Below are 19,225 nucleotides of genomic sequence, written 5' to 3'. Positions count from 1 at the left end.
AAAGGGCTTTATATATCGTGGGGCGCACGAAAATTAACGCTTGGGGAGAAACTCCCTCTTGGTTGGTTGGAGAAATCCTGCTAGCTAACGGAGATTCGTTGAACCAAGAATCCACGCTCCTTTAGGGCGTGGAGCGTCAATAGATAGTTAAGGAGGTAAACAGTATGAGTTATGATTATGACCTATTTGTGATTGGAGGTGGATCAGGTGGAATTGCCACCGCCAGACGCGCTGCGGAATACGGGGCCAAAGTGGCCGTCGCCGAAGTTGGCCAACTGGGGGGAACTTGCGTCAATCGCGGTTGTGTCCCGAAAAAATTAATGGTCTATTCCTCCCGATTTCCCGATCTGTTTGAAGAATCTCAAGCCTACGGATGGAGTCCCGTTGAGAGTCACTTCGACTGGAAAACCTTTATGCCTGCCGTGAATAACGAAGTGAAGCGACTCAACGGCATTTATCAGCGTATGCTGGATAAATCCCAAGTAGAGATTCTCCCCCACTATGCCAAATTTGTAGATTCTCATACCCTAGAAGTCGGCGATCGCAAGGTGACAGCCGAAAAAATCCTCATTGCCGTAGGCGGAAAACCCGTAAAACCCGATATCCCCGGCATAGAACACGCCATTACCTCAGACCAAATCTTCCATCTCCCCGAACAACCGAAACAAATGTTAATTATCGGGGCCGGATATATTGGCTGCGAATTTGCCTGTGTCTTACATGGCATGGGAACAGAAGTCACCCAAATTCTCCGTCGGGATACCATTCTGCGGGGATTTGATGACGACATCCGCACCACCATTCAAGAGGGAATGGTCAAACATGGCATTAATTTAATGACCAATACCGTCCCCAAAGAAATTAAAAAGACCGATCAGGGGTTAGAAGTCGTCGTACAACATGAAGATGGGGATAAAACCATTCTCACCGATGTAGTGGGATTAGCCGCAACCGGGCGGATTCCCAATTTAGAAAATTTGGGCCTCGAAAACACCAAAGTGGAAACTCATAACGGTGCAGTTGCCGTAGATAAATACAGTCAAACCAGCGAACCCCATATTTATGCAGTGGGCGACTGTACCGACAACATTAATTTAACCCCCGTTGCCATTAGTGAAGGCCGGGCCCTGGCCGATAGCCAATTTGGCGGCAAATCCAAGGTCATGAGTTACGAAAACGTCCCCTCTGCCGTCTTCACCACCCCAGAAGCGGCCACAGTCGGCTTAACCGAGGCCGAAGCCCAAGAAAAATATGGCGACGCAATGAAAGTCTATCGCACCAAATTCCGGGGAATGTATTACACCCTCCCCGATAAAGACGAAAAAACCATGATGAAATTAATCGTGGACACCAACACCGATAAAGTCGTCGGTGCGCACATGGTAGGGGAACACGCCGCAGAGATTATTCAAGGCATGGCTGTCGCCTTGAAAGCAGGAGCAACAAAAGAAATTTTTGATGCAACCGTCGGCATTCACCCCAGTTCGGCTGAGGAATTTGTCACCATGCGTTAGCATTAATAGTTTTTGTTTGCATCTATCAAAAGATAGATTAATAACTCTTACTCAAGGATGATGTATTTTGCATCATCCTTGTTGATTTTCTATAACTTGATAAGTGCATTTCTTTCTATTGAGAGACGGAGCAGGATTGAGTATTTTTTAGGATTAATAATAGTTACTGTTTGCATTATTCGGCGAACTTCAGTAACTGAGGATTAATTAAGAATTTATATTCTATGGGAGGATAATTTGGCTTTAGATCAAAACGATCTACAACGGGCAACACCGAATCCAGAAGACGAAATCACCCCGACTACTGGTGGTGATATTGAAACCGATAATTATCAAGCTAAAGTAGTAGGAGAGGAGTCAGTTGGGGGAACAACTCCAACTCCCGAACAAGATGCAGTCGATCACGTTGCTGCTTCTACAGGGGTTGAATTAGATGATAATGAACCTGTGACGATTCATGACAAGATTCAGGAACGAGATCAGCAGCGATTAGAATTAGAATAAATCACTAACTAGGCATCATAATTATTGTAGAATTTTTGTTAATTTCGTATGAATATTTTTTGATTATTTAAGTTTGCAATCGGAGGGTTGAGAGATGTACCAAGGTGCATCTCTTTTTTCGTTGAGTAAGCATTCAGCTATCAGTTGTCAGCCGCGAGTCTTAAAACACTGAATTCTGTTTTTATCAATGGAATATAGCCCAGATATACACTATTCTAGTGAAGAATTAATTATTGTAGGGTGGGCAATGCACAGTCACGATTCAAGGGTTATCTCACTGATTACTGATTACTGTTTACTGATTACCGCAAGATTGATCCCTCTTATGTACTGATGGAGAATCATAAATAAAACAAAAATCATTTAAAAAATCCACAAGGAAGCGATAATATAGACTGCGATCAGACGTGCAAAAATAACACTATTCAAATCAAACACCATGCAAGGCGTTGAAATCTTACAAACCGAATTCTTAGGGAACACCCTAACCGATTATTTAATTGCCCTCGGCATTATTTTAATTGGGTTTATTGTTCTCAATATCGTTCGCAGTATCGTAGTAGGGAGTATCAAGAAATGGGCAAAACGCACCAGCACCCAACTAGATAACGCCCTCATTCGGATTTTTACCGGGGCAATATTACCGATCTTTTACTTAGGGGTGGTCTATCTGGCCATTTTTAATCTTAATTTGCACCCCATCTTAAAACAAACCGTGCGCTCCGTTGCGGTTTTAATTGCCACCGTCATTGCCATTCGTCTCTGTTCTAATGTGACGCAATATCTACTGCGTCAGTACGCATTACGGAAAGATAATCCCACCCTACAACAAAGTTTTCAAGGGTTTATGCCCGCCATTCGTATTATCTATTGGGTAATTGGTTTAATTTTCCTCTTAGATAACTTAGGCTTGAACGTCTCTGCAATGGTGGCCAGCTTGGGAATTGGGGGAATTGCGATCGCGCTTGCCGCCCAAGGGGTTCTCCAGGACTTATTAAGTTACTTCTCCATCCTCTTAGATCGTCCCTTTGAAATTGGCGACTTTATCATTATCGGCGACTTCATGGGAACAGTCGAGCAGATCGGCATCAAAACCACCCGCTTTCAAAGTCTCAGTGGGGAAGAATTAATCATGTCCAATGCTGAATTAACCGCCTCTCGTCTGCGGAATTATAAACGGATGCAAAAACGCCGCATCGTCTTTAATATTGGCGTGATCTACGAAACCTCCAAAGAAAACCTAGAGGCCATTCCCCAGATCATCAAAACCACCATTGAGTCTATCGACCAAGCCACCTTTGATCGGTCTCACTTCAAAGAATACGGCGATTTTAGCCTTAATTACGAAACCGTATATTACGTGGAAAGTAGTGACTATACCTTGTCCATGGATATCCAGCAAAAAATTAATCTGGCCCTCTTTGAAGAATTTGCCCAACGGGGGATTGAATTTGCTTATCCCACTAACATAACCTATTACAAAGGCTTAGAAGTTCCGAAAGATGTTACCGAAACAGCTAATAATTATAGTTGACTTCTCCTTGCTCTACAAAGACGAGGCTTCTAAGAAGTAAACACTTAAAATTAGGATAGGGTAGGGACATCAATTTGACCTCCCATCCGATTTGTCTTGATTTATAAACTGGCACAACCCAAATATGGCAAACGTTAAGCCGACTTGTGGACAACTTGAGCGATCGCTCTCTCAGTCAATTCAAGCCTTCTATCGAGAAAACCTCGGACAACAACCCAGTAAAGTCACCTGTCAGCTATTTGCCAATCAGGTAGCTGTTGTGGTTGAAAATTCCATTACAGCCACAGAACAAGTATTAGCCCAGGATGGCAAAGAAAACTTCGCCAAACAAGTCCGCCTAGAATTGAACAATGTCACTCGGCCTCAACTGCAACAAATCATCGAAGACCATGTGGGAGTGTCAGTTTTAGATGTATTGTGTGATGCCACCTTAGAAACCAGTCGAACGGGCATCATTGCCGTTTTAGAAACCGCCCCCGACGTGCGTAACCCCCAAGCCATCCCCAAAGCCCCAAAACGGTCATCCTCCAATCACTCCTCCCACACCCCACCCACCTCTTAATGGGTTTCTGAATTAGTTTAAGCTGTTGTGCATTTAAATTGGTATGTGATAGTCGGGAACTCCGGAACAGGGAACAGGGAACAGACAAGAGATTAGGGAATTTTGTCTAAATTGAGAAAACCCCGTTACAGGGATATGTTTGAGCCTAACCAATACTAGAAAACCTCACGATTCAAGGCTTATCTCACTGATTACTGATTACTGATTACTCTGCTTACTGTTTACTGGTTACTGGTTACTGTTTACTGATTACTGCTATATCCCGTCTGCCATGTCCTTCTCCAGTTGCCTGATCTTCAATCCTGCGGCAGGCCCCACCGAAAGGGAATCCTGTTTACAAAAGATTCAAGAACACCTGAGTCCGGATTTTTCCCTCACCGTATATGAAACCACCCCAGAACGAGACGCAGAAGAATTAGCCCAAGCCGCCATTCAGAAAGGCTTTGACTGCATTTTTGCCGCCGGAGGAGACGGAACTGTGTCTGGGGTAGCCCATGCCTTACTCGGAACAGACATTCCCCTCGGCATTATCCCCACCGGGACTGCCAACGCCTTTGCCAACGCCCTCGGAATTCCCAGTGATCTCCTCTCCGCGTGCCAAGTCATCCGCCGCCAAAACACCCGTCAAGTGGACGCAGGGCAATGTAACGATCAAGCCATGATCTTATTTACCAGCATTGGCTTTGGGGCAGAAATGAGTCACCACGCAGACCGAGAAGCCAAAGATCGTTGGGGGATCATGGCCTACTTTTTCGCCGCCCTGCAAAACTTCCAAGAATTCGACACCTTTCAAGTCCAACTCACCGCCGACGGCCATTCCCTCGACCTAGAGGCCACTGCCATCACCATCGCCAATACAGCCCCCCTCACCTCCCTCTTAGCCCAAGGGCCCGATCAACTCATCGCTGACGACGGCCTCTTTGATGTCACCATCATCGCCCCTCAACATTGGACAGACCCCTTGAGCAAATTTACCCAAGGTTTAGCCATCTCCCACGACTTGCTTCAGTCCGCCCTCCGCCAACAAAATGCCCAACGGGATGATATTACTTGTTTTCGGGCTAAACAAATCAGCGTCAACACTGTTCCCCCCCAAAAAGTAATGATAGACGGAGAAGTCATCGGCACAACCCCCGCCGAGGTGCAATGTATTTCTCAAGGATTAACGCTGTATGTCAATGAATAGGTGCAACAGAGTTGGGAACAGGCAAAGAACAAACAACAAAGAACAAACAACAAATTATTCATTATTGAGAACTTTTTTCCCTTAACACCGTATAGGGATGATTAGAAGTCATATTAGGTTCAGCGAGAGAGGGAGAAAACAAGAGAGCATTCACCCACAGTAAAAGCACCCCAGTCACCATAAAACCACTCCAAAAGAAGGGATTATACACCATACTCCGCCAAGAAAAACGTCGTAGAGAGTTGGGAAACTGTAACTGACCTAGATCAACCTCACGTTTAATGGTGACTCTAGACTCCTCTAGGGTAATTAAATCTAACTCTACTAACTGCCCCAAGGCCGTGTAAATATCCTTTCGACTCATGGCCGGGTGTAAAAACTCCTCCGTCCACATTTGAAAGGTGGTCCAGTCTCTCGATAAATCCCAATGGACGCGATTATGTGCCTGAATCCAATAGTAGAGGAGACTCGCATGGGGACTTAATTTAAGGTTGTTGGGGTGACTTAGTATTAAATTCATCTTGCTGATCCTCAGAGGGCGCATTCTCACAAGGGTGGGGGGTTAGTTCGGTTCATTCGTCAATGGGGAAACGCTGTTTTTAGGAAAACCGCTTGAAACCTCACCCAAAAACAAGGGCGTTTCTACCTCTATTCTGTATCAACAGATACGGACAATTGGCAGAATTGTCCCAAGAAGCAATAATTTTTAATTTTTGGGGGGATGGAGGAGGAGGCCATGTAGCGTCTGACCTTACTTTTTAGGCTAACTTTACCCTTTCTCCAACATCTGCCATCTGCCTCCTGCTTACTGCTTACTGCCTCCTGCTTACTGTTTACGGTAGCCAGAATAGTAGCGAAAAGCCCCCAAAATACAAGACGAGAACTAAAACTCCCTCAAAGCCAATATTGACTAGACCGTATTTTTCCCGTCGCAAGAGTCCTAATAAGAGAATACCTGTCATTAAAATCGTGAGGGCGATAACGAAGATTTGTCGGGGTTGTAGGGCGTGATAAATGGACCCCTGACGGTAGGCTATATCGGAGAGGGCGATGAGTAACACATCAAAACTATTGCCGCCGATAATGCCACTCATGGCGAGGGTAAGGGCATTTCGACGAACGGCGGCCACTGCTGTCACCAGTTCGGGGAGAGAGGTGGAGATGGCGGTAAATAAGCCACCGAAGACGGTTTCTGAGAGTTGGGTTTGGGACGCGATCGCGTCTCCCGTTTTCGCTAACATATACCCGATTCCCGCAATAGCCAAGGCATACAACGCAAACTTAACCCACAGGTTTTTTAATTTGCGGCGAGTCAGATTCACTATTTCTGCATCCTCCTCCACCGTTTCTTGGGTTGGCTGAGGCCGCCACATGGGAGTTGTGCGTACATTAGAACTCAGACGTAGGCCAAACCAATATCCTGCAAATAACACCAACGAGGCCGGGTGAACTGGGTCCCAATCCACGCGATCGCAATTGTCCCCAAACCAAACAACAAAACATTCAGAGTTAAACTGTCACTCACGAAGAACAAAAGATAATGGATCGTCACTAAGCCCAATTATCCTACCATATCGGGCATTCTAGGCAGGTTTACTGATCCCCCACCTCCATGGGAAGTCGCCTTAACACTATCCCCAAAGATGAAACCCCAGTCATTCGATCGTTAGAGACAACCAAAATACAAACCTATGTATCGACAGATGTAAATGAGTATAGGCCCTCGTTACCGTTATAAATGAAGACAAACCGAAAGAATCAATAAACTGCAATCTATGCACTATTTATTACAAGCATCTAGCGAAGCCGTCCATTTTCCTTGGACTAGCACCATTTTATATGGTCTGGGTTTTGTGCTTGCGGTTACATTAGGTTCAATCGCTTGGTACAACTCGAAACGACCCACTGGATGGGAAAACAAAGAACGTCCTGATATTGTTCCGGACATTGAAAAATAAAGATTACGCATTCTAGGCGTTAAAACATAGCGTTAAGACATTTTTTGTCAATCTTACCCAATAACTGTCAATCTAAAGCGAGGTTTAATCTCTTATGGCTAATAAACAACAAAGTGCTAATTACGATAGAAAATTGGTCGCGGCTGAAACGGCGGCTCGTCAAGAACGAGAACAAGAATTTTATAAAGATCGCCCGGATAACCAAGGGGATATGGACACCTCAAGCGGCTATACCGTTGACCGCGAAGGGTTAGCCAATAACTTTCCCATCGAACCAGAAATGTATATCAACGAACCCGGCGATCTCAATTATCAAGACATCGAAGAAACCGCAGAACGGAAACAAGAACTCCAAGAAATTAACCAAACTAACGAAGAAGGCAAGTTAGAAATGGGCGATGATGAACGTGGGAAAGGACCAGGGATGATCTAGAACTTATAATTTAGCATTACCATCTAGAACTGAGCATCTTTTTGTTCCACTGTTCATCCCCTACCCTAAGTCGGGAGGGATTTTTTTTGGGTTGGTTCTTGGTTCAAGGGGGAATGCTTTGCTCCCCCCTATCACTTATGATTCGGGCAACAAGGTTAAAATACGCTTGGTGACTTCTTCAATACTTAATCCATCAGTTTGAATTTCTACTGCATCGCTGGCCTTGCGTAGGGGGGAGACATTGCGGGTACTGTCCAAGCGATCGCGCTCTTGGATTTGCTGTTCTAATTTCTCTTGGAATACTAACCCATAGCCCTGCTGTTTTAAATCTAACAGGCGACGACGGGCCCGTTCTTGCACCGAAGCCGTTAAAAAGACCTTCACCTCTGCATGGGGGAAGACATAGGTCCCAATATCTCGCCCTTCTGCGACTAACCCTCCCTGTTTACCCCATTTTTGTTGTTGTTGCACCAGTAAGCGACGGACTCCCTGATGTTTGGACACCGCAGAGACATTGGCCGTTACTTCTGGGGAGCGAATGACTTGGGTGACATCTTCGCCATCTATTAAAACACGCTGTTGGTCTCCGGTGTGCGTAAACTGGATTTGGGATTGACTGGTGAGTTCTGCAATAGCTGCTTCATCCTCCACTGCAATTCCTCCTTGTAACACCTGCCAAGTTACGGCCCGATACATGGCCCCGGTGTCTAAATAGACTAATTTTCGCGTTTGAGCAATTTTTTGGGCAATGGTTGATTTTCCCACTCCGGCGGGCCCGTCAATGGCGATAATGGGTTGACGATGGCGTAACACGACATTATCAATGAGACGAGTTTTGCCGACATGAGCAGCGATCGCCAGTAATCCTACATCTTTAATCATGGTCAATGGTTCTATAGTATCGGGATGAACTAACTCAACATATTGAACAGTCACGCTTTCCCCCTGGCCTAACTCAGACTGGACTAACTTCACTAAGGTTTGACTGTCCCTTTCTCCTGCTTGAAATGCGGCCTGGGCCTGGTTTAATCCTTGGGACAACAGCAATGCGTCTTGTTTCTCCTCTGGGGAGAGATAGGCATTGCGGGAACTATAGGCCAACCCCGACTCCTCCCGCACAATGTCACCAGCGCGAATTTCTACGGGAATATTCAAATCTTGGACGAGACGGCGAATAATGGCTAACTGTTGCGCATCCTTTTGTCCAAAATAAGCGCGATCGGGTTGCACTAAATTCAACAACTTACTCACAATAGTAGCGACTCCTTGGAAATGACCAGGCCGAAATGCTCCGCATAAACGGTTCATCATGGAGTTTGGGGGAATGACGAAGGTGGGAGAGGAGTCAGCAAGGGGATTTCCGGTCATTTCTGTCCAAGTGGGAGCAAACACCACATCAACCCCTAACTCCTCACAAATTTGACTATCCTGGTCTAAATTGCGGGGATACCGTTCTAAATCTTCCCCTGGGGCAAATTGTAATGGGTTAACATAGATACTCACCACCACCACATCATTTTCTTGTCGTGCTGCTTCAATCAGGCTTTTGTGGCCTGGGTGTAATGCTCCCATTGTGGGAACTAAACCAATTTTCTTGCGTTGCCAGTAACGTCCTAAAGACGCACGTAAACCAGCCACCGTTTGATACAGGCGCACCTAAACCCCCTTCTTGCCAATTCCGTCCACCAACAAATATTCCAGTATAGCGTTTCTCTCAGTCCCTAGTCACCCAGATGGATAGTTAGAGATTAGAAAGTCGTTTGCAGTCATTTTCGCTACACTCCACCCAACCGACGGCAGAATCCGCATTTCAACAATTTTCTCACTCCCCCCCAGACGGAAACCGTCCGCCTAGCTCATTGTTCCGTAATTTTACCTAAAAATGAAGCTCTTTTAAAGTTATTCCGGATAAAAGTGCCGGACCGTCGAAAAATGTACTGTATTTTTAAATAACATGACTGAACCTTTGTGTTAGGGATGGGTTTTATTGATGCGTAAATCAAAAGGATTAATTTATCCTGCTCTTAATTGACTCCTTTTATAATAGTAAAGATTAATCAGTAAATAGTAAGCAGTACCATAATTTTATTGCTACCGTGGCGCAACATTTTTAGGGAACTTTTGTTAAATTATTGTATTGATAAAATATCTGGTCAAACGTTGCCCGTCTTTTACCAAGTTGTATCAATCTGGGGCTGAGAAAGGTAAGTCTTTAGGTTGACTGGGGGATCGGCTGAATACTTCTGGAGAAAGTTAATATATAATCGAAGATTCAAGAGTTAAACCTTGTTTTTGGGTAAATTCTAGGAAAACTAGATCAGTGGGTTCAGATCGGATGTTTAATTCATGGCAAGAAAAGTTATTCTAGAAAAGAAGAAAATCTGTTGTAACTGTCCCTTAGCCTTGTGACTTCATCTCCCTTTACCGTTGTTTTGTTAGTGCCAACTGGAATTGGTGCAGCGATTGGCGGTTATGCGGGGGACGCACTTCCGGTAGCGAAAGCCTTGTCGGGAGTTTGCGATCGCCTCATTACCCACCCCAATGTCCTCAACGGAGCGCAACTGTACTGGCCCCTCTCCAATACCGCTTATGTGGAAGGCTACGGCCTCGATCAATTTGCTGCCGGAAACTGGGGATTGCAACCCGTCTCCCAAAACCGCATTGGCCTGTTACTCGATGCAGCCATCGAACCGGAATTGCGTCTGCGTCACCTACAAGCCGCAGAAGCCACCAGAGCCACCCTTGGTCTTGATTTGACCGATTATTGCCTCACCGACCAACCCCTAGGCGTAGAATTGCGCACAGCCCCCTCTGAGGCCAGTTGGGGAACAATCCGCAACCCGGATAGTTTACTGCGGGGGGCGGAAAAATTAAGGAATCAGGCCCGAGCCACGGCCATTGCCGTCGTTGCCCGTTTCCCCGATGATCCCCCCGACAGTCCCGAATTACAGAACTATCGCCACGGCTCTGGCGTTGATCCCATTGCTGGGGCCGAAGCGGTGATCTCTCATCTGGTGGTGCGTCAACTGGGCATCCCCTGCGCTCACGCACCAGCCTTGTCTCCCTTGCCCGTGGATGCCCATATCTCCCCCCGTGCAGCCGCCGAGGAATTGGGGTACACTTTTTTACCCTGTGTCTTGGTGGGCCTCTCCCGGGCCCCGCAATTTATCCGCACAGCCCAAACCCGAACCCCTGAGCAAATGTGGGCGGAGCAGGTGGATGCGGTGATTGTGCCAGCGTCGGCCTGTGGGGGAAGTGCTACCCTAAGCCTGAGTCACAGTCGCATTATTGCCGTCCAAGATAATGCCACTCAAATGCAAGTTCCCCCGGAAAGGTTGGGGATGAAAGCCCTGTTGGTGCAGTCTTACTTGGAAGCTCTAGGCGCGATCGCCGCCTACCGCCAAGGCATAGCCCCCGACTTACTCCGGCCCCATATTTCCCCCCTCAACTGCTTATCATAGGAGTCTAGACGATTGCCAGAACATCCAGTGAATCGACCCGAACCCCCTGAATTTGAATCATTAACCCGCATCCAAATCTTGGTTGCCATGGGAGTCACGGCAGTTCTACTCTTAGTCGTGGCCAAAGTGTGGCAATATTTAGGCAATGTGCCATTACTCCCCATTGAGTTTACCCTTCCCGCCGTCTTACTGGGGATTGGCTTGGCCTTGGGAATTGCGGCCATTAGTGCCTTAGTCCATCGACTTTGGCCAGCCTATCGGCGCAGTGCCGATTTTTACCTACAATTGGTGATTAAACCCCTAATTTGGCCAGATTTAATTTGGCTGGGACTCTTACCCGGCCTCAGTGAAGAACTCCTCTTTCGTGGGGTAATGTTACCTGCATTGGGGTTAAATCCTCTTGCGGTGGTGTTATCGAGTTTATTATTTGGGGTGTTACATCTGAGTGGGGCCCAGCAATGGCCTTACATGATCTGGGCAATTGTAGTAGGGGGAATTTTAGGGACCACTGCTTTAGTGACAGGGAATCTTTTGATCCCCATTGTTGCCCATATTTTGACCAATTTTCTGTCGGGCTTTCTCTGGAAATGGTCTAATGGGACTAAGTGGCCTGAGTCGAATTAGCGGTCATTCGTATCATGTCTCATTCCCATCATCATCATGCCCCAACCTCCTATAACCGCGCTTTTTTAATTGGCACGATTTTAAATGTGGTTTTTGTGGTGATTGAAGCGGGGTATGGTTTTTTTACCAACTCGTTGGCCTTGTTAGCGGATGCGGGGCATAATCTGAGTGATGTGTTGGGGTTAATTCTGGCCTGGGGGGCCAGTGCGTTGTCGCAATTTCCTCCCAGTGGTCGCTATACCTATGGGTTGCGTCGGTCTTCGATTTTAGCGGCTTTGTTGAATGGGATTATTTTATTATTGGCTATGGGCGCGATCGCGTGGGAATCCATCCAACGCTTTTATACTCCCCATGAAGTCGCAGGTCAAACCATTATTATTGTGGCGTTAATTGGTGTCCGAGAAATCGAGGAGGAGTTACACGATCATTTTGGCATTGCCCACGCCACCATTCAAGTAGAAAACGGTGATCCCAATTATCCCTGTCATTTAGCCCCAGATCATCATGTTTGAAGACACCTTGGGTTTTAACCCAAGGCTAAGAGCTTAAACCCGTTAAAACCGGGTTGAGAGACTCACCCAGTCGGAATCCTCCGATCATCCTCCCCCTTGGACAGGGAACGGTTATACACTACTATCAGGATGCCGACTCAGGGGACAAGGGGGTTGGGGATAACCGGCCCATTCCTGTCCCTCTGTCGTGAATCACCGAATTATGAAGTAGTCTAATCAATGACACGAATTATTGTCATTACCTCCGGGAAAGGGGGGGTCGGGAAAACGACCATCACCGCTAACTTAGGGACCGCGATCGCCAAACGAGGTCATAAAACCGTTCTCATTGATGCCGACTTTGGCCTCCGTAACCTCGATCTCCTTTTAGGATTGGAAAATCGCGTGGTTTATACGGCCATGGATGCCATTAGTGGCCAATGTCGTCTTGAACAAGCTCTGATTAAAGATAAACGGCAACCCAACTTAGTCTTACTCCCGGCTGCCCAAAACCGCAATAAAGAATCCATTAACCCCGAACAGATGAAAAAATTAGTGGCGGCTTTGGGGAAAGTGTTTGATTATATTATTGTGGACTGTCCAGCCGGGATTGAAGGAGGGTTTCGCAATGCCATTGCTGCGGCCCGGGAGGCGATCATTGTTACGACTCCGGAAGTGGCTGCGGTTCGGGATGCAGATCGGGTGATCGGCCTCCTAGAAGCCAATGATATTCGCCGAATTCATCTGGTGGTCAACCGGATTCGCCCGGAAATGGTGCAGATCAGCGATATGATGAGCGTTGAGGATGTTTTAGAAATCCTCGCTATCCCCTTAATTGGGATTGTCCCTGACGATGAACGGATTATTATTGCCAGTAATCGGGGTGAACCCATTGTGCTAGAAAAAAACCCTCCTCTGTCGGGAGTGGCTATTAAAAATATTGCTAGTCGTCTGGATGGCGAAAAAGTCCCTTTTCTCGATATCTTGGCCATACATAATAATTGGTTTAATCGGCTTCGCCGTTGGTTAGGCATCTAGAGACGACGCTTTTTTACTCTTGTTATTGACCCAGCAACTGTGTTTATTAACCAACTCTGGCACGCGATCGCTAAATTACCTGGAAAACTCCTCCCTTGGTCCGGTGTCCCTCAAAGTGGCACAACGGCTAAACAACGCCTCAAATTGGTCATTGCCCATGATCGATCAGGGTTAAGTCCTGAAACCGTCGAAGCTATGCGTCAAGAAATTCTCGCTGTGGTGAATCGGTATGTGGAAATTGACCCCGACTCCTCTGAGTTTATGTTAGAAAGCGATCGCCGAATGACCACCCTCATCGCCAACCTCCCCATCCGTCGCATAAGAGCCCTCACCCCCAAACCCCCTCCCCCATCGGACTCCTCTCCCCCTGATTATGATAATCTAGGAGAACTAGAAGAAGATGCCGGAGACGAACCCGACAATTTTTCTAGTCCCTAATCCTGAATGTTTTGTGGTAGCGTGGAAAAATTAGTTAAAAGATGTGATTAATATCAAAACCTTTTGCCCCAAGAGAGACTAAGATCAGAATTAGCTAACCATTAGGATGAACAAGAGGGTCAGGGATGTTCTTTAATGCCACAGAAATTCTAATAGACGCTTTTGTGGGACGGTTGCGGGAAGGATACCGCCGCACCTACGGAGGACTCAAGCAAGACTACGAAGATATTATCGCTTGGGCAGGCAGTATGGCCATGGAAAACATCGCCAACAGTGATGCCCTGTACCACAATGTAGAGCATTCTATCCTCGTCACTTTAGTCGGCCAGGAAATTTTACGAGGGAAACACATCCGCGAAGGGGGAGTCTCTTGTGAAGACTGGTTACATTTGATCATCGCGCTACTTTGCCACGATATCGGCTATGTTAAAGGCGTTTGTCGCCAAGACGACGAACAACAACGTCTCTATGCAACAGGGAAAAACGGCGAAAAAGTCCACCTCCCGGCAGGCTGTTCTGATGCGTCTCTCACCCCCTATCATGTTGATCGGGGTAAACTATTTATTGAAGAACGGTTTGGGGGACATCGGTTGATTGATGCAGAATTAATTAAAAGTAGTATTGAACTCACCCGTTTTCCTGTCCCGAAAAAAGATGACCACAAAAACACCGTGGACTATCCCGGTTTAATTCGCGCTTCGGACTTGATTGGTCAATTGAGTGACCCCCGTTACTTAAAGAAAATTAGCGCGTTATTCTACGAATTTGAAGAAACTGGGGCTAATAAAATGATGGGTTTCCAAAACCCCGGTGATTTACGGCGGAATTATTCTAAGTTTTATTGGAATGCCGTTTACCCCTATATTCAGGATGCACTACAATACCTGTCTTTGACTCAACAAGGTCAACAAATTATTGCCAATTTATACTCTAATGTTTTTGTGGTAGAACACGAAAAAAATGAGGAAGCCTATCAACAGCAGATGGCTTCTTAATCATGTATAATGTAGAATTGATAATGTAGAATTGATAATTAAGAATTGAGAATTCAATTGATCTGGGCGGCATAACCACAAAGACACAAAGAACACAAAGGGAGGAAACAGTAAGAACTAAGAACTAAGAACTAAGAACAAATAACCAACAACGAAGAACAAAAAATACATGAACTGGTGGCGGAGACTAAAGAAGAATTCCTTGGCGCGGTTTGGGGCGATTATTTTATTGATCTTTTATATTAGTGTCTTTTTTGCTGATTTTATTGCCCCTTATAGTCCCTATGATACCCAAGTTGGTGGGTCTTTGTTGCCGCCAACGACGATTTATTGGCAAACTCAAGATGGAGAGTTTATTGGCCCCCATGTGTATCCGACAACTCAGGGGCCGGTGGATATTGAAACGGGAAAACGAGAGTTAAAGGTTGATTATTCTAGCCCTGCACCAATCCGGCTTTTTGTCAAGGGTGAATCCTATAATTTTTTACAAATTCGTCTCCCCCTTCCTCCCTCTTTTGAAGAAACCGATCTTTTCCCTGGTATCCCCATGAACCGTCATCTGTTTGGAGCAGTGGGAGAGGCCAGAATTAATCTTTTAGGGACTGATGAACAAGGCCGAGATCAGTTTAGTCGTCTTCTGTTTGGGGGAAGAATTAGCCTGAGTATTGGCTTAGTGGGAATTTTAATTTCTTTCCCCTTGGGACTGTTAGTGGGGGGAATTTCGGGTTATTTTGGCGGTTGGATTGATATGGCATTAATGCGCTTAGTGGAAGTGTTAATGACCATCCCGACGATTTATTTACTGGTCGCTCTTGCTGCGGTTCTCCCATCCGGACTTACTAGCTCTCAACGTTTTCTCCTTATTGTGGTTATTACATCTTTTGTGAGTTGGTCGGGACTAGCGAGGGTCATTCGGGGTCAAGTGTTATCATTAAAGGAGCAGGAATTTGTGGATGCAGCGCGAGCAATTGGGGCAAATTCTGGACGGATTATTGTGCGGCATATTCTACCCCAAACGGCGACTTATACGATTATTTCGGCGACGTTGGCGATTCCTAGTTTTATTGTTGCGGAGTCGGTGTTAAGTTTGATTGGCCTGGGCATCCAGCAACCTGATCCCTCTTGGGGGAATTTACTTTCTGTGGCAACGAATGGGTCAATTTTGGTGTTACAACCTTGGTTAATTTGGCCTCCTGCTCTTTTGATTATTTTAACGGTTTTAGCGTTTAATTTGTTGGGTGATGGGTTACGGGATGCCCTTGATCCTAGGACGCTTAATAATTAGTTGGTTGTTTGTTGTTGGTTATCCATTACCGATTACCGATTACCGATTATTTTTAAAGCTGCGATCGCCTGTAAGCGAATCCGAGGATCGTCATCCTCTGTAAACCCCTGTAAGGCTTCTAGAGCGCAATTATCCTCTAAATGACTCCAGGCTTGGATGAGGAGTTGTTTGGGGGGGAGAGGGGCGAAATATTGGGGTTGAGTGCGATAAAAATGCCAGAGCATTTGGGCGACTTGTTGGTATAAATTGGGGTTGGTAATTTGACTACTCAAGCGCAATATTTCATCGAGGCAAGGGGGAGGGAGAAGGGTTAAACTGTGTTGGAGATGGGACCAACTGGTGGGGGTTTCCATCCACGCTAAAGCGCGAATGAGTTGGAGTTGTAGGGGTTGGGGAGTGGTGGGGGATTGTAAGACGTGAAAGAGGAGGTTTGCTGCGTCTGGGGTTTTGATGCGACTGATGGCTAGGGCGGCCTGTTGGCAGACTTCTAGGTTAAAGTCGTAGAGTAGGGGTTTGAGATGGGGGAGGAGATGGAGGTGGGGGAGAGGATTGAGGGTTTTGTTAAAGGTGATTCTTCCTCCTATTCCGGCTACGGCTTCCTTGCGGACGGCGGCGTGATGATCGGATAATGCAGTGAGGAAAGCGGGGAGAATGCGGGAGTCTCGAAAGTTGCTTAATGTGGCGATCGCCAGTTGACGAATTTCTGGGTTATCATCCCCCACCAAGGATAACAGGGGAGTGACAATTTCAGGCCGATGAATTTGACACAAGGCGCGAGTGGCCGCGAAACGAGTCTCTGGAGCATCTAACAGTTGCACCAATTCGCTAATGGCCCCTGGGCCGAAATTAGATAATCCCGTTGCAGCAATGTCTCCTAACTCCTCATCCTCAGTAGTTTGTAAACAGGTGGCCAATGCAGTGATTGCTTGGGGGTGTTGAAACTTCCCTAAAATGCGGCCTGCAAACCAACGTTGCTCGATGGGGATGTTTTCATTATGCAGGATTTCCATTAAGGGCGCGATCGCGCCTTCCCCCAACAACGGAAACAACTTCACACAATCCCACCGTTGTTGAAAATCCCCCCCTTGCAGAATCGCCAACGCCCCCTCCATAGCCACATCCCAGTTTACCTCAGATGGGGACTGGAGGAGAGAAGAATGCAGCGATCGTAATAAAGTTGTCCAATCTCGCGTCTCCATTGCTTGCTGCACCTGCATTTCCAACCCTTGCTCTAACTTCATAAGTAACGTTAAAAAACTCCCGCCTCTCCCAGCATAAACAACATTAGAGAGAAACTCTGCAAGCAAGATGTAAAAAACGCATCAAGACCATGTAAATACTTCACTAATTATAAATATTTGTTACAAGTGATACAAAATCCCCCAAAAAACTTCCTTAACCTGTAGCCAAGCCTCAAAAATAATCGGCTCAATTCTTCCCCAGAAACCCCACCCCAAGCCCACTTTTAGAACTCGCCCAAACCGCGAACTATAAATACTGACTAAAGATAAGCAAACCCTAACCAAGAAAACGCAATGACTAGCACCGTAGTAGCCGAAAAAAAGCTCAATAAATTTGAAAAATTTAAAGCCGAAAAAGATGGATTAGCCATCAAAGAAGAATTACAAGAATTAGTCCAACAGGGTTGGGAATCTATCGACAAAACCGACCTAGAACAACGGTTAAAATGGTTAGGCATTTTCCACCGTCCCGTCACTCCAGGTAAATTCATGCTGCGTTTGCGTGTCCCCAACGGCATTCTCAACAGTCGGCAAATGCGCGTATTAGCCAAAATCATTCAACAGTACGGAGAAGACGGCAGTGCCGATATCACCACCCGACAAAACATCCAACTGCGAGGCATTCGCTTTGAAGATATCCCCGACATTTTTCAACAATTAAAACAGGTAAATTTAACCTCCGTTCAATCCGGAATGGATAATGTGCGAAATATTACCGGATCCCCCGTTGCCGGCCTAGATAGTAATGAACTCATCGACACTAGAGAATTAGTGCAAAACGTTCAAAATATGATCACCAACGGGGGAGACGGAAATTATGCCTTCACCAACCTACCCCGTAAATTTAATATTGCCATTGAAGGGGGACGAGATAACGCAGTCCACGCAGAAATTAACGATATTGCCTTTGTCCCGGCCTATCGAGAAGGCATCTTAGGCTTTAATGTATTAGTGGGGGGATTTTTCTCAGCAAAACGGTGTGAAGCTGCTATCCCCTTAAATGCGTGGGTTGAACCTAACCAGCAAGTCGTCGAGTTATGCCGCGCTATTTTAACAGTTTATCGAGATCATGGCCTCCGTGCCAACCGACAAAAAGCGCGGTTAATGTGGTTAATTGAAGACTGGGGGATAGAGAAATTCCGGGGAGAAGTCGAGGCCGTCTATGGCCACCCATTACTCACTGCGGCCTCAGAAGATGTCATCGACTGGGAGAAACGGGACCATATTGGCGTGCATCCCCAACAACAGGACGGTTATAGTTATGTTGGGTTAAATGTCCCTGTGGGCCGGTTGTCGGGAGAAACGATGTTTGAGTTGGCCCGACTTGCAGAAGTGTACGGAAATGGGGAAATTCGCTGTACAGTGGAACAAAATATGATTCTCCCCTACATTGCTAATGAGAATCTTGAGGCATTGTTGAGTGAACCCCTCTTACAAGAGTTTACCATTGCGCCGAGTTCTTTAGTGCGTTCTTTAGTGTCTTGTACAGGGGCAAAATACTGTAATTTTGCTTTAGTGGAAACCAAACAACGGGCCCTGAAAATTGCCGAGGAATTAGACCAAAAATTAAATCTTTCCCAACCAGTCCGCATTCATTGGACGGGGTGTCCTAACTCTTGTGGCCAACCCCAGGTTGCGGACATTGGGTTAATGGGAACAAAAACCCGAAAAGATGGCCAAACGGTGGAAGCGGTGGATATTTATATGGGGGGTAAAGTCGGCAAAGATGCGAAGTTAGGCACTCGTGTTCAAAAAGCTGTCCCTTGTGAAGATTTACCCCAAGTTTTGCAAGACATTTTAGTGAATGATTTTGGGGCGGAGGTAAATCAGGGTTAACCCCCCAAAGCCAAGGGTTAAAACCCGTGGCTAATAGCTCAAGTCTGCGGAAAGCCGACTCCTTTTTATCAGGGGTTTGATGTGGTCTTTTCCTTTTAATCTCTTAACCCGTTTTAACGGGTTTT

The 19,225-nt window shown here is 46.2% G+C and carries 18 protein-coding genes and 1 pseudogene; 15 read left to right on the top strand and 4 right to left on the bottom strand.

The genetic code is table 11. The features are described 5' to 3' along the window. The first annotated feature begins 164 nt into the window (after positions 1–164). The 5 genes from gorA (at position 165) to PN462_RS00075 (ending at position 5,300) form a co-directional block, all read left to right on the top strand. Positions 165–1,514: a glutathione-disulfide reductase gene (gorA, locus tag PN462_RS00095; RefSeq protein ID WP_272125762.1), complete on the top strand. Its 1,350-nt coding sequence runs from the start codon at positions 165–167 to the stop codon at positions 1,512–1,514. A gap of 237 nt (positions 1,515–1,751) precedes the next feature. Next, positions 1,752–2,018, top strand: a complete 267-nt coding sequence (locus PN462_RS00090) for a DUF6335 family protein (RefSeq protein WP_272125761.1) — start codon at positions 1,752–1,754, stop codon at positions 2,016–2,018. A gap of 439 nt (positions 2,019–2,457) precedes the next feature. Then, a complete protein-coding gene (locus PN462_RS00085) occupies positions 2,458–3,552 on the top strand; it encodes a mechanosensitive ion channel family protein (RefSeq protein ID WP_272125760.1) in 1,095 nt (364 codons plus the stop codon). A gap of 124 nt (positions 3,553–3,676) precedes the next feature. Next, the gene (locus PN462_RS00080) at positions 3,677–4,114 is read left to right on the top strand and encodes a DUF2294 domain-containing protein (protein ID WP_272125759.1); all 438 of its coding nucleotides are present in this window, start codon (positions 3,677–3,679) and stop codon (positions 4,112–4,114) included. A gap of 271 nt (positions 4,115–4,385) precedes the next feature. Beyond that, the gene (locus PN462_RS00075) at positions 4,386–5,300 is read left to right on the top strand and encodes a YegS/Rv2252/BmrU family lipid kinase (RefSeq protein ID WP_272125758.1); all 915 of its coding nucleotides are present in this window, start codon (positions 4,386–4,388) and stop codon (positions 5,298–5,300) included. Positions 5,301–5,361: 61 nt separating this feature from the next. Here the strand turns inward: PN462_RS00075 and PN462_RS00070 are convergent, their stop codons facing one another. Continuing rightward, complete coding sequence (locus tag PN462_RS00070) at positions 5,362–5,820, bottom strand: hypothetical protein (RefSeq protein ID WP_272125757.1); 459 nt, start codon at positions 5,818–5,820, stop codon at positions 5,362–5,364. A 313-nt stretch (positions 5,821–6,133) separates the two neighbouring features. After that, positions 6,134–6,766, bottom strand: coding sequence for a sodium:calcium antiporter (locus PN462_RS00065; protein ID WP_272125756.1), 633 nt, complete (start codon positions 6,764–6,766; stop codon positions 6,134–6,136). Between the two features lie 309 nt (positions 6,767–7,075). Between PN462_RS00065 and psb35 the strand changes: the two genes are divergently transcribed. Both psb35 and PN462_RS00055 read left to right on the top strand, forming a co-directional pair. Continuing rightward, positions 7,076–7,258 (top strand): photosystem II assembly protein Psb35, encoded by a 183-nt coding sequence (psb35, locus tag PN462_RS00060; protein WP_272125754.1) that lies wholly within the window; start codon positions 7,076–7,078, stop codon positions 7,256–7,258. Between the two features lie 94 nt (positions 7,259–7,352). Continuing rightward, on the top strand, positions 7,353–7,691 hold the full coding sequence (locus tag PN462_RS00055; protein ID WP_272125752.1) for a hypothetical protein: 339 nt from the start codon (positions 7,353–7,355) through the stop codon (positions 7,689–7,691). Between the two features lie 135 nt (positions 7,692–7,826). Here the strand turns inward: PN462_RS00055 and PN462_RS00050 are convergent, their stop codons facing one another. Beyond that, the gene (locus PN462_RS00050; protein WP_272125750.1) at positions 7,827–9,347 is read right to left on the bottom strand and encodes a bifunctional pantoate--beta-alanine ligase/(d)CMP kinase; all 1,521 of its coding nucleotides are present in this window, start codon (positions 9,345–9,347) and stop codon (positions 7,827–7,829) included. Positions 9,348–10,096: 749 nt separating this feature from the next. Between PN462_RS00050 and PN462_RS00045 the strand changes: the two genes are divergently transcribed. The 7 genes and pseudogenes from PN462_RS00045 to PN462_RS00015 all read left to right on the top strand — a co-directional run bounded on the left by PN462_RS00045 (position 10,097) and on the right by PN462_RS00015 (position 16,023). Then, a complete protein-coding gene (locus tag PN462_RS00045; RefSeq protein ID WP_272125748.1) occupies positions 10,097–11,152 on the top strand; it encodes a DUF3326 domain-containing protein in 1,056 nt (351 codons plus the stop codon). Between the two features lie 87 nt (positions 11,153–11,239). Beyond that, positions 11,240–11,776 carry a lysostaphin resistance A-like protein gene (locus tag PN462_RS00040; protein WP_443029017.1) on the top strand — a complete coding sequence of 179 codons (537 nt, stop codon included), beginning with the start codon at positions 11,240–11,242 and terminating at the stop codon, positions 11,774–11,776. A 14-nt stretch (positions 11,777–11,790) separates the two neighbouring features. After that, positions 11,791–12,174 (top strand): annotated as a pseudogene (locus tag PN462_RS00035) (cation diffusion facilitator family transporter); the annotation flags it as partial. 333 nt (positions 12,175–12,507) lie between these two features. Further along, the gene (minD, locus tag PN462_RS00030) at positions 12,508–13,305 is read left to right on the top strand and encodes a septum site-determining protein MinD (protein WP_272125745.1); all 798 of its coding nucleotides are present in this window, start codon (positions 12,508–12,510) and stop codon (positions 13,303–13,305) included. 39 nt (positions 13,306–13,344) lie between these two features. Next, positions 13,345–13,743: a cell division topological specificity factor MinE gene (gene minE / locus PN462_RS00025; protein ID WP_272125743.1), complete on the top strand. Its 399-nt coding sequence runs from the start codon at positions 13,345–13,347 to the stop codon at positions 13,741–13,743. A 125-nt stretch (positions 13,744–13,868) separates the two neighbouring features. Beyond that, positions 13,869–14,738: an Npun_R2479 family HD domain-containing metalloprotein gene (locus PN462_RS00020; protein ID WP_272125742.1), complete on the top strand. Its 870-nt coding sequence runs from the start codon at positions 13,869–13,871 to the stop codon at positions 14,736–14,738. Between the two features lie 169 nt (positions 14,739–14,907). Beyond that, complete coding sequence (locus tag PN462_RS00015; RefSeq protein WP_272125741.1) at positions 14,908–16,023, top strand: ABC transporter permease; 1,116 nt, start codon at positions 14,908–14,910, stop codon at positions 16,021–16,023. Between the two features lie 32 nt (positions 16,024–16,055). Here the strand turns inward: PN462_RS00015 and PN462_RS00010 are convergent, their stop codons facing one another. After that, positions 16,056–17,264 carry a HEAT repeat domain-containing protein gene (locus PN462_RS00010; RefSeq protein ID WP_272125740.1) on the bottom strand — a complete coding sequence of 403 codons (1,209 nt, stop codon included), beginning with the start codon at positions 17,262–17,264 and terminating at the stop codon, positions 16,056–16,058. Between the two features lie 294 nt (positions 17,265–17,558). Here PN462_RS00010 and PN462_RS00005 point away from each other — a divergent pair, with 294 nt between their 5' ends. Next, positions 17,559–19,100 carry a ferredoxin--nitrite reductase gene (locus tag PN462_RS00005; protein WP_272125739.1) on the top strand — a complete coding sequence of 514 codons (1,542 nt, stop codon included), beginning with the start codon at positions 17,559–17,561 and terminating at the stop codon, positions 19,098–19,100. The last annotated feature ends 125 nt before the right edge of the window (positions 19,101–19,225 follow it).

The organism is Spirulina sp. CS-785/01 (assembly GCF_028330525.1).
GTDB lineage: Bacteria > Cyanobacteriota > Cyanobacteriia > Cyanobacteriales > Spirulinaceae > JAQMSD01.
This window is presented reverse-complemented; position numbering and strand designations above follow the sequence as displayed.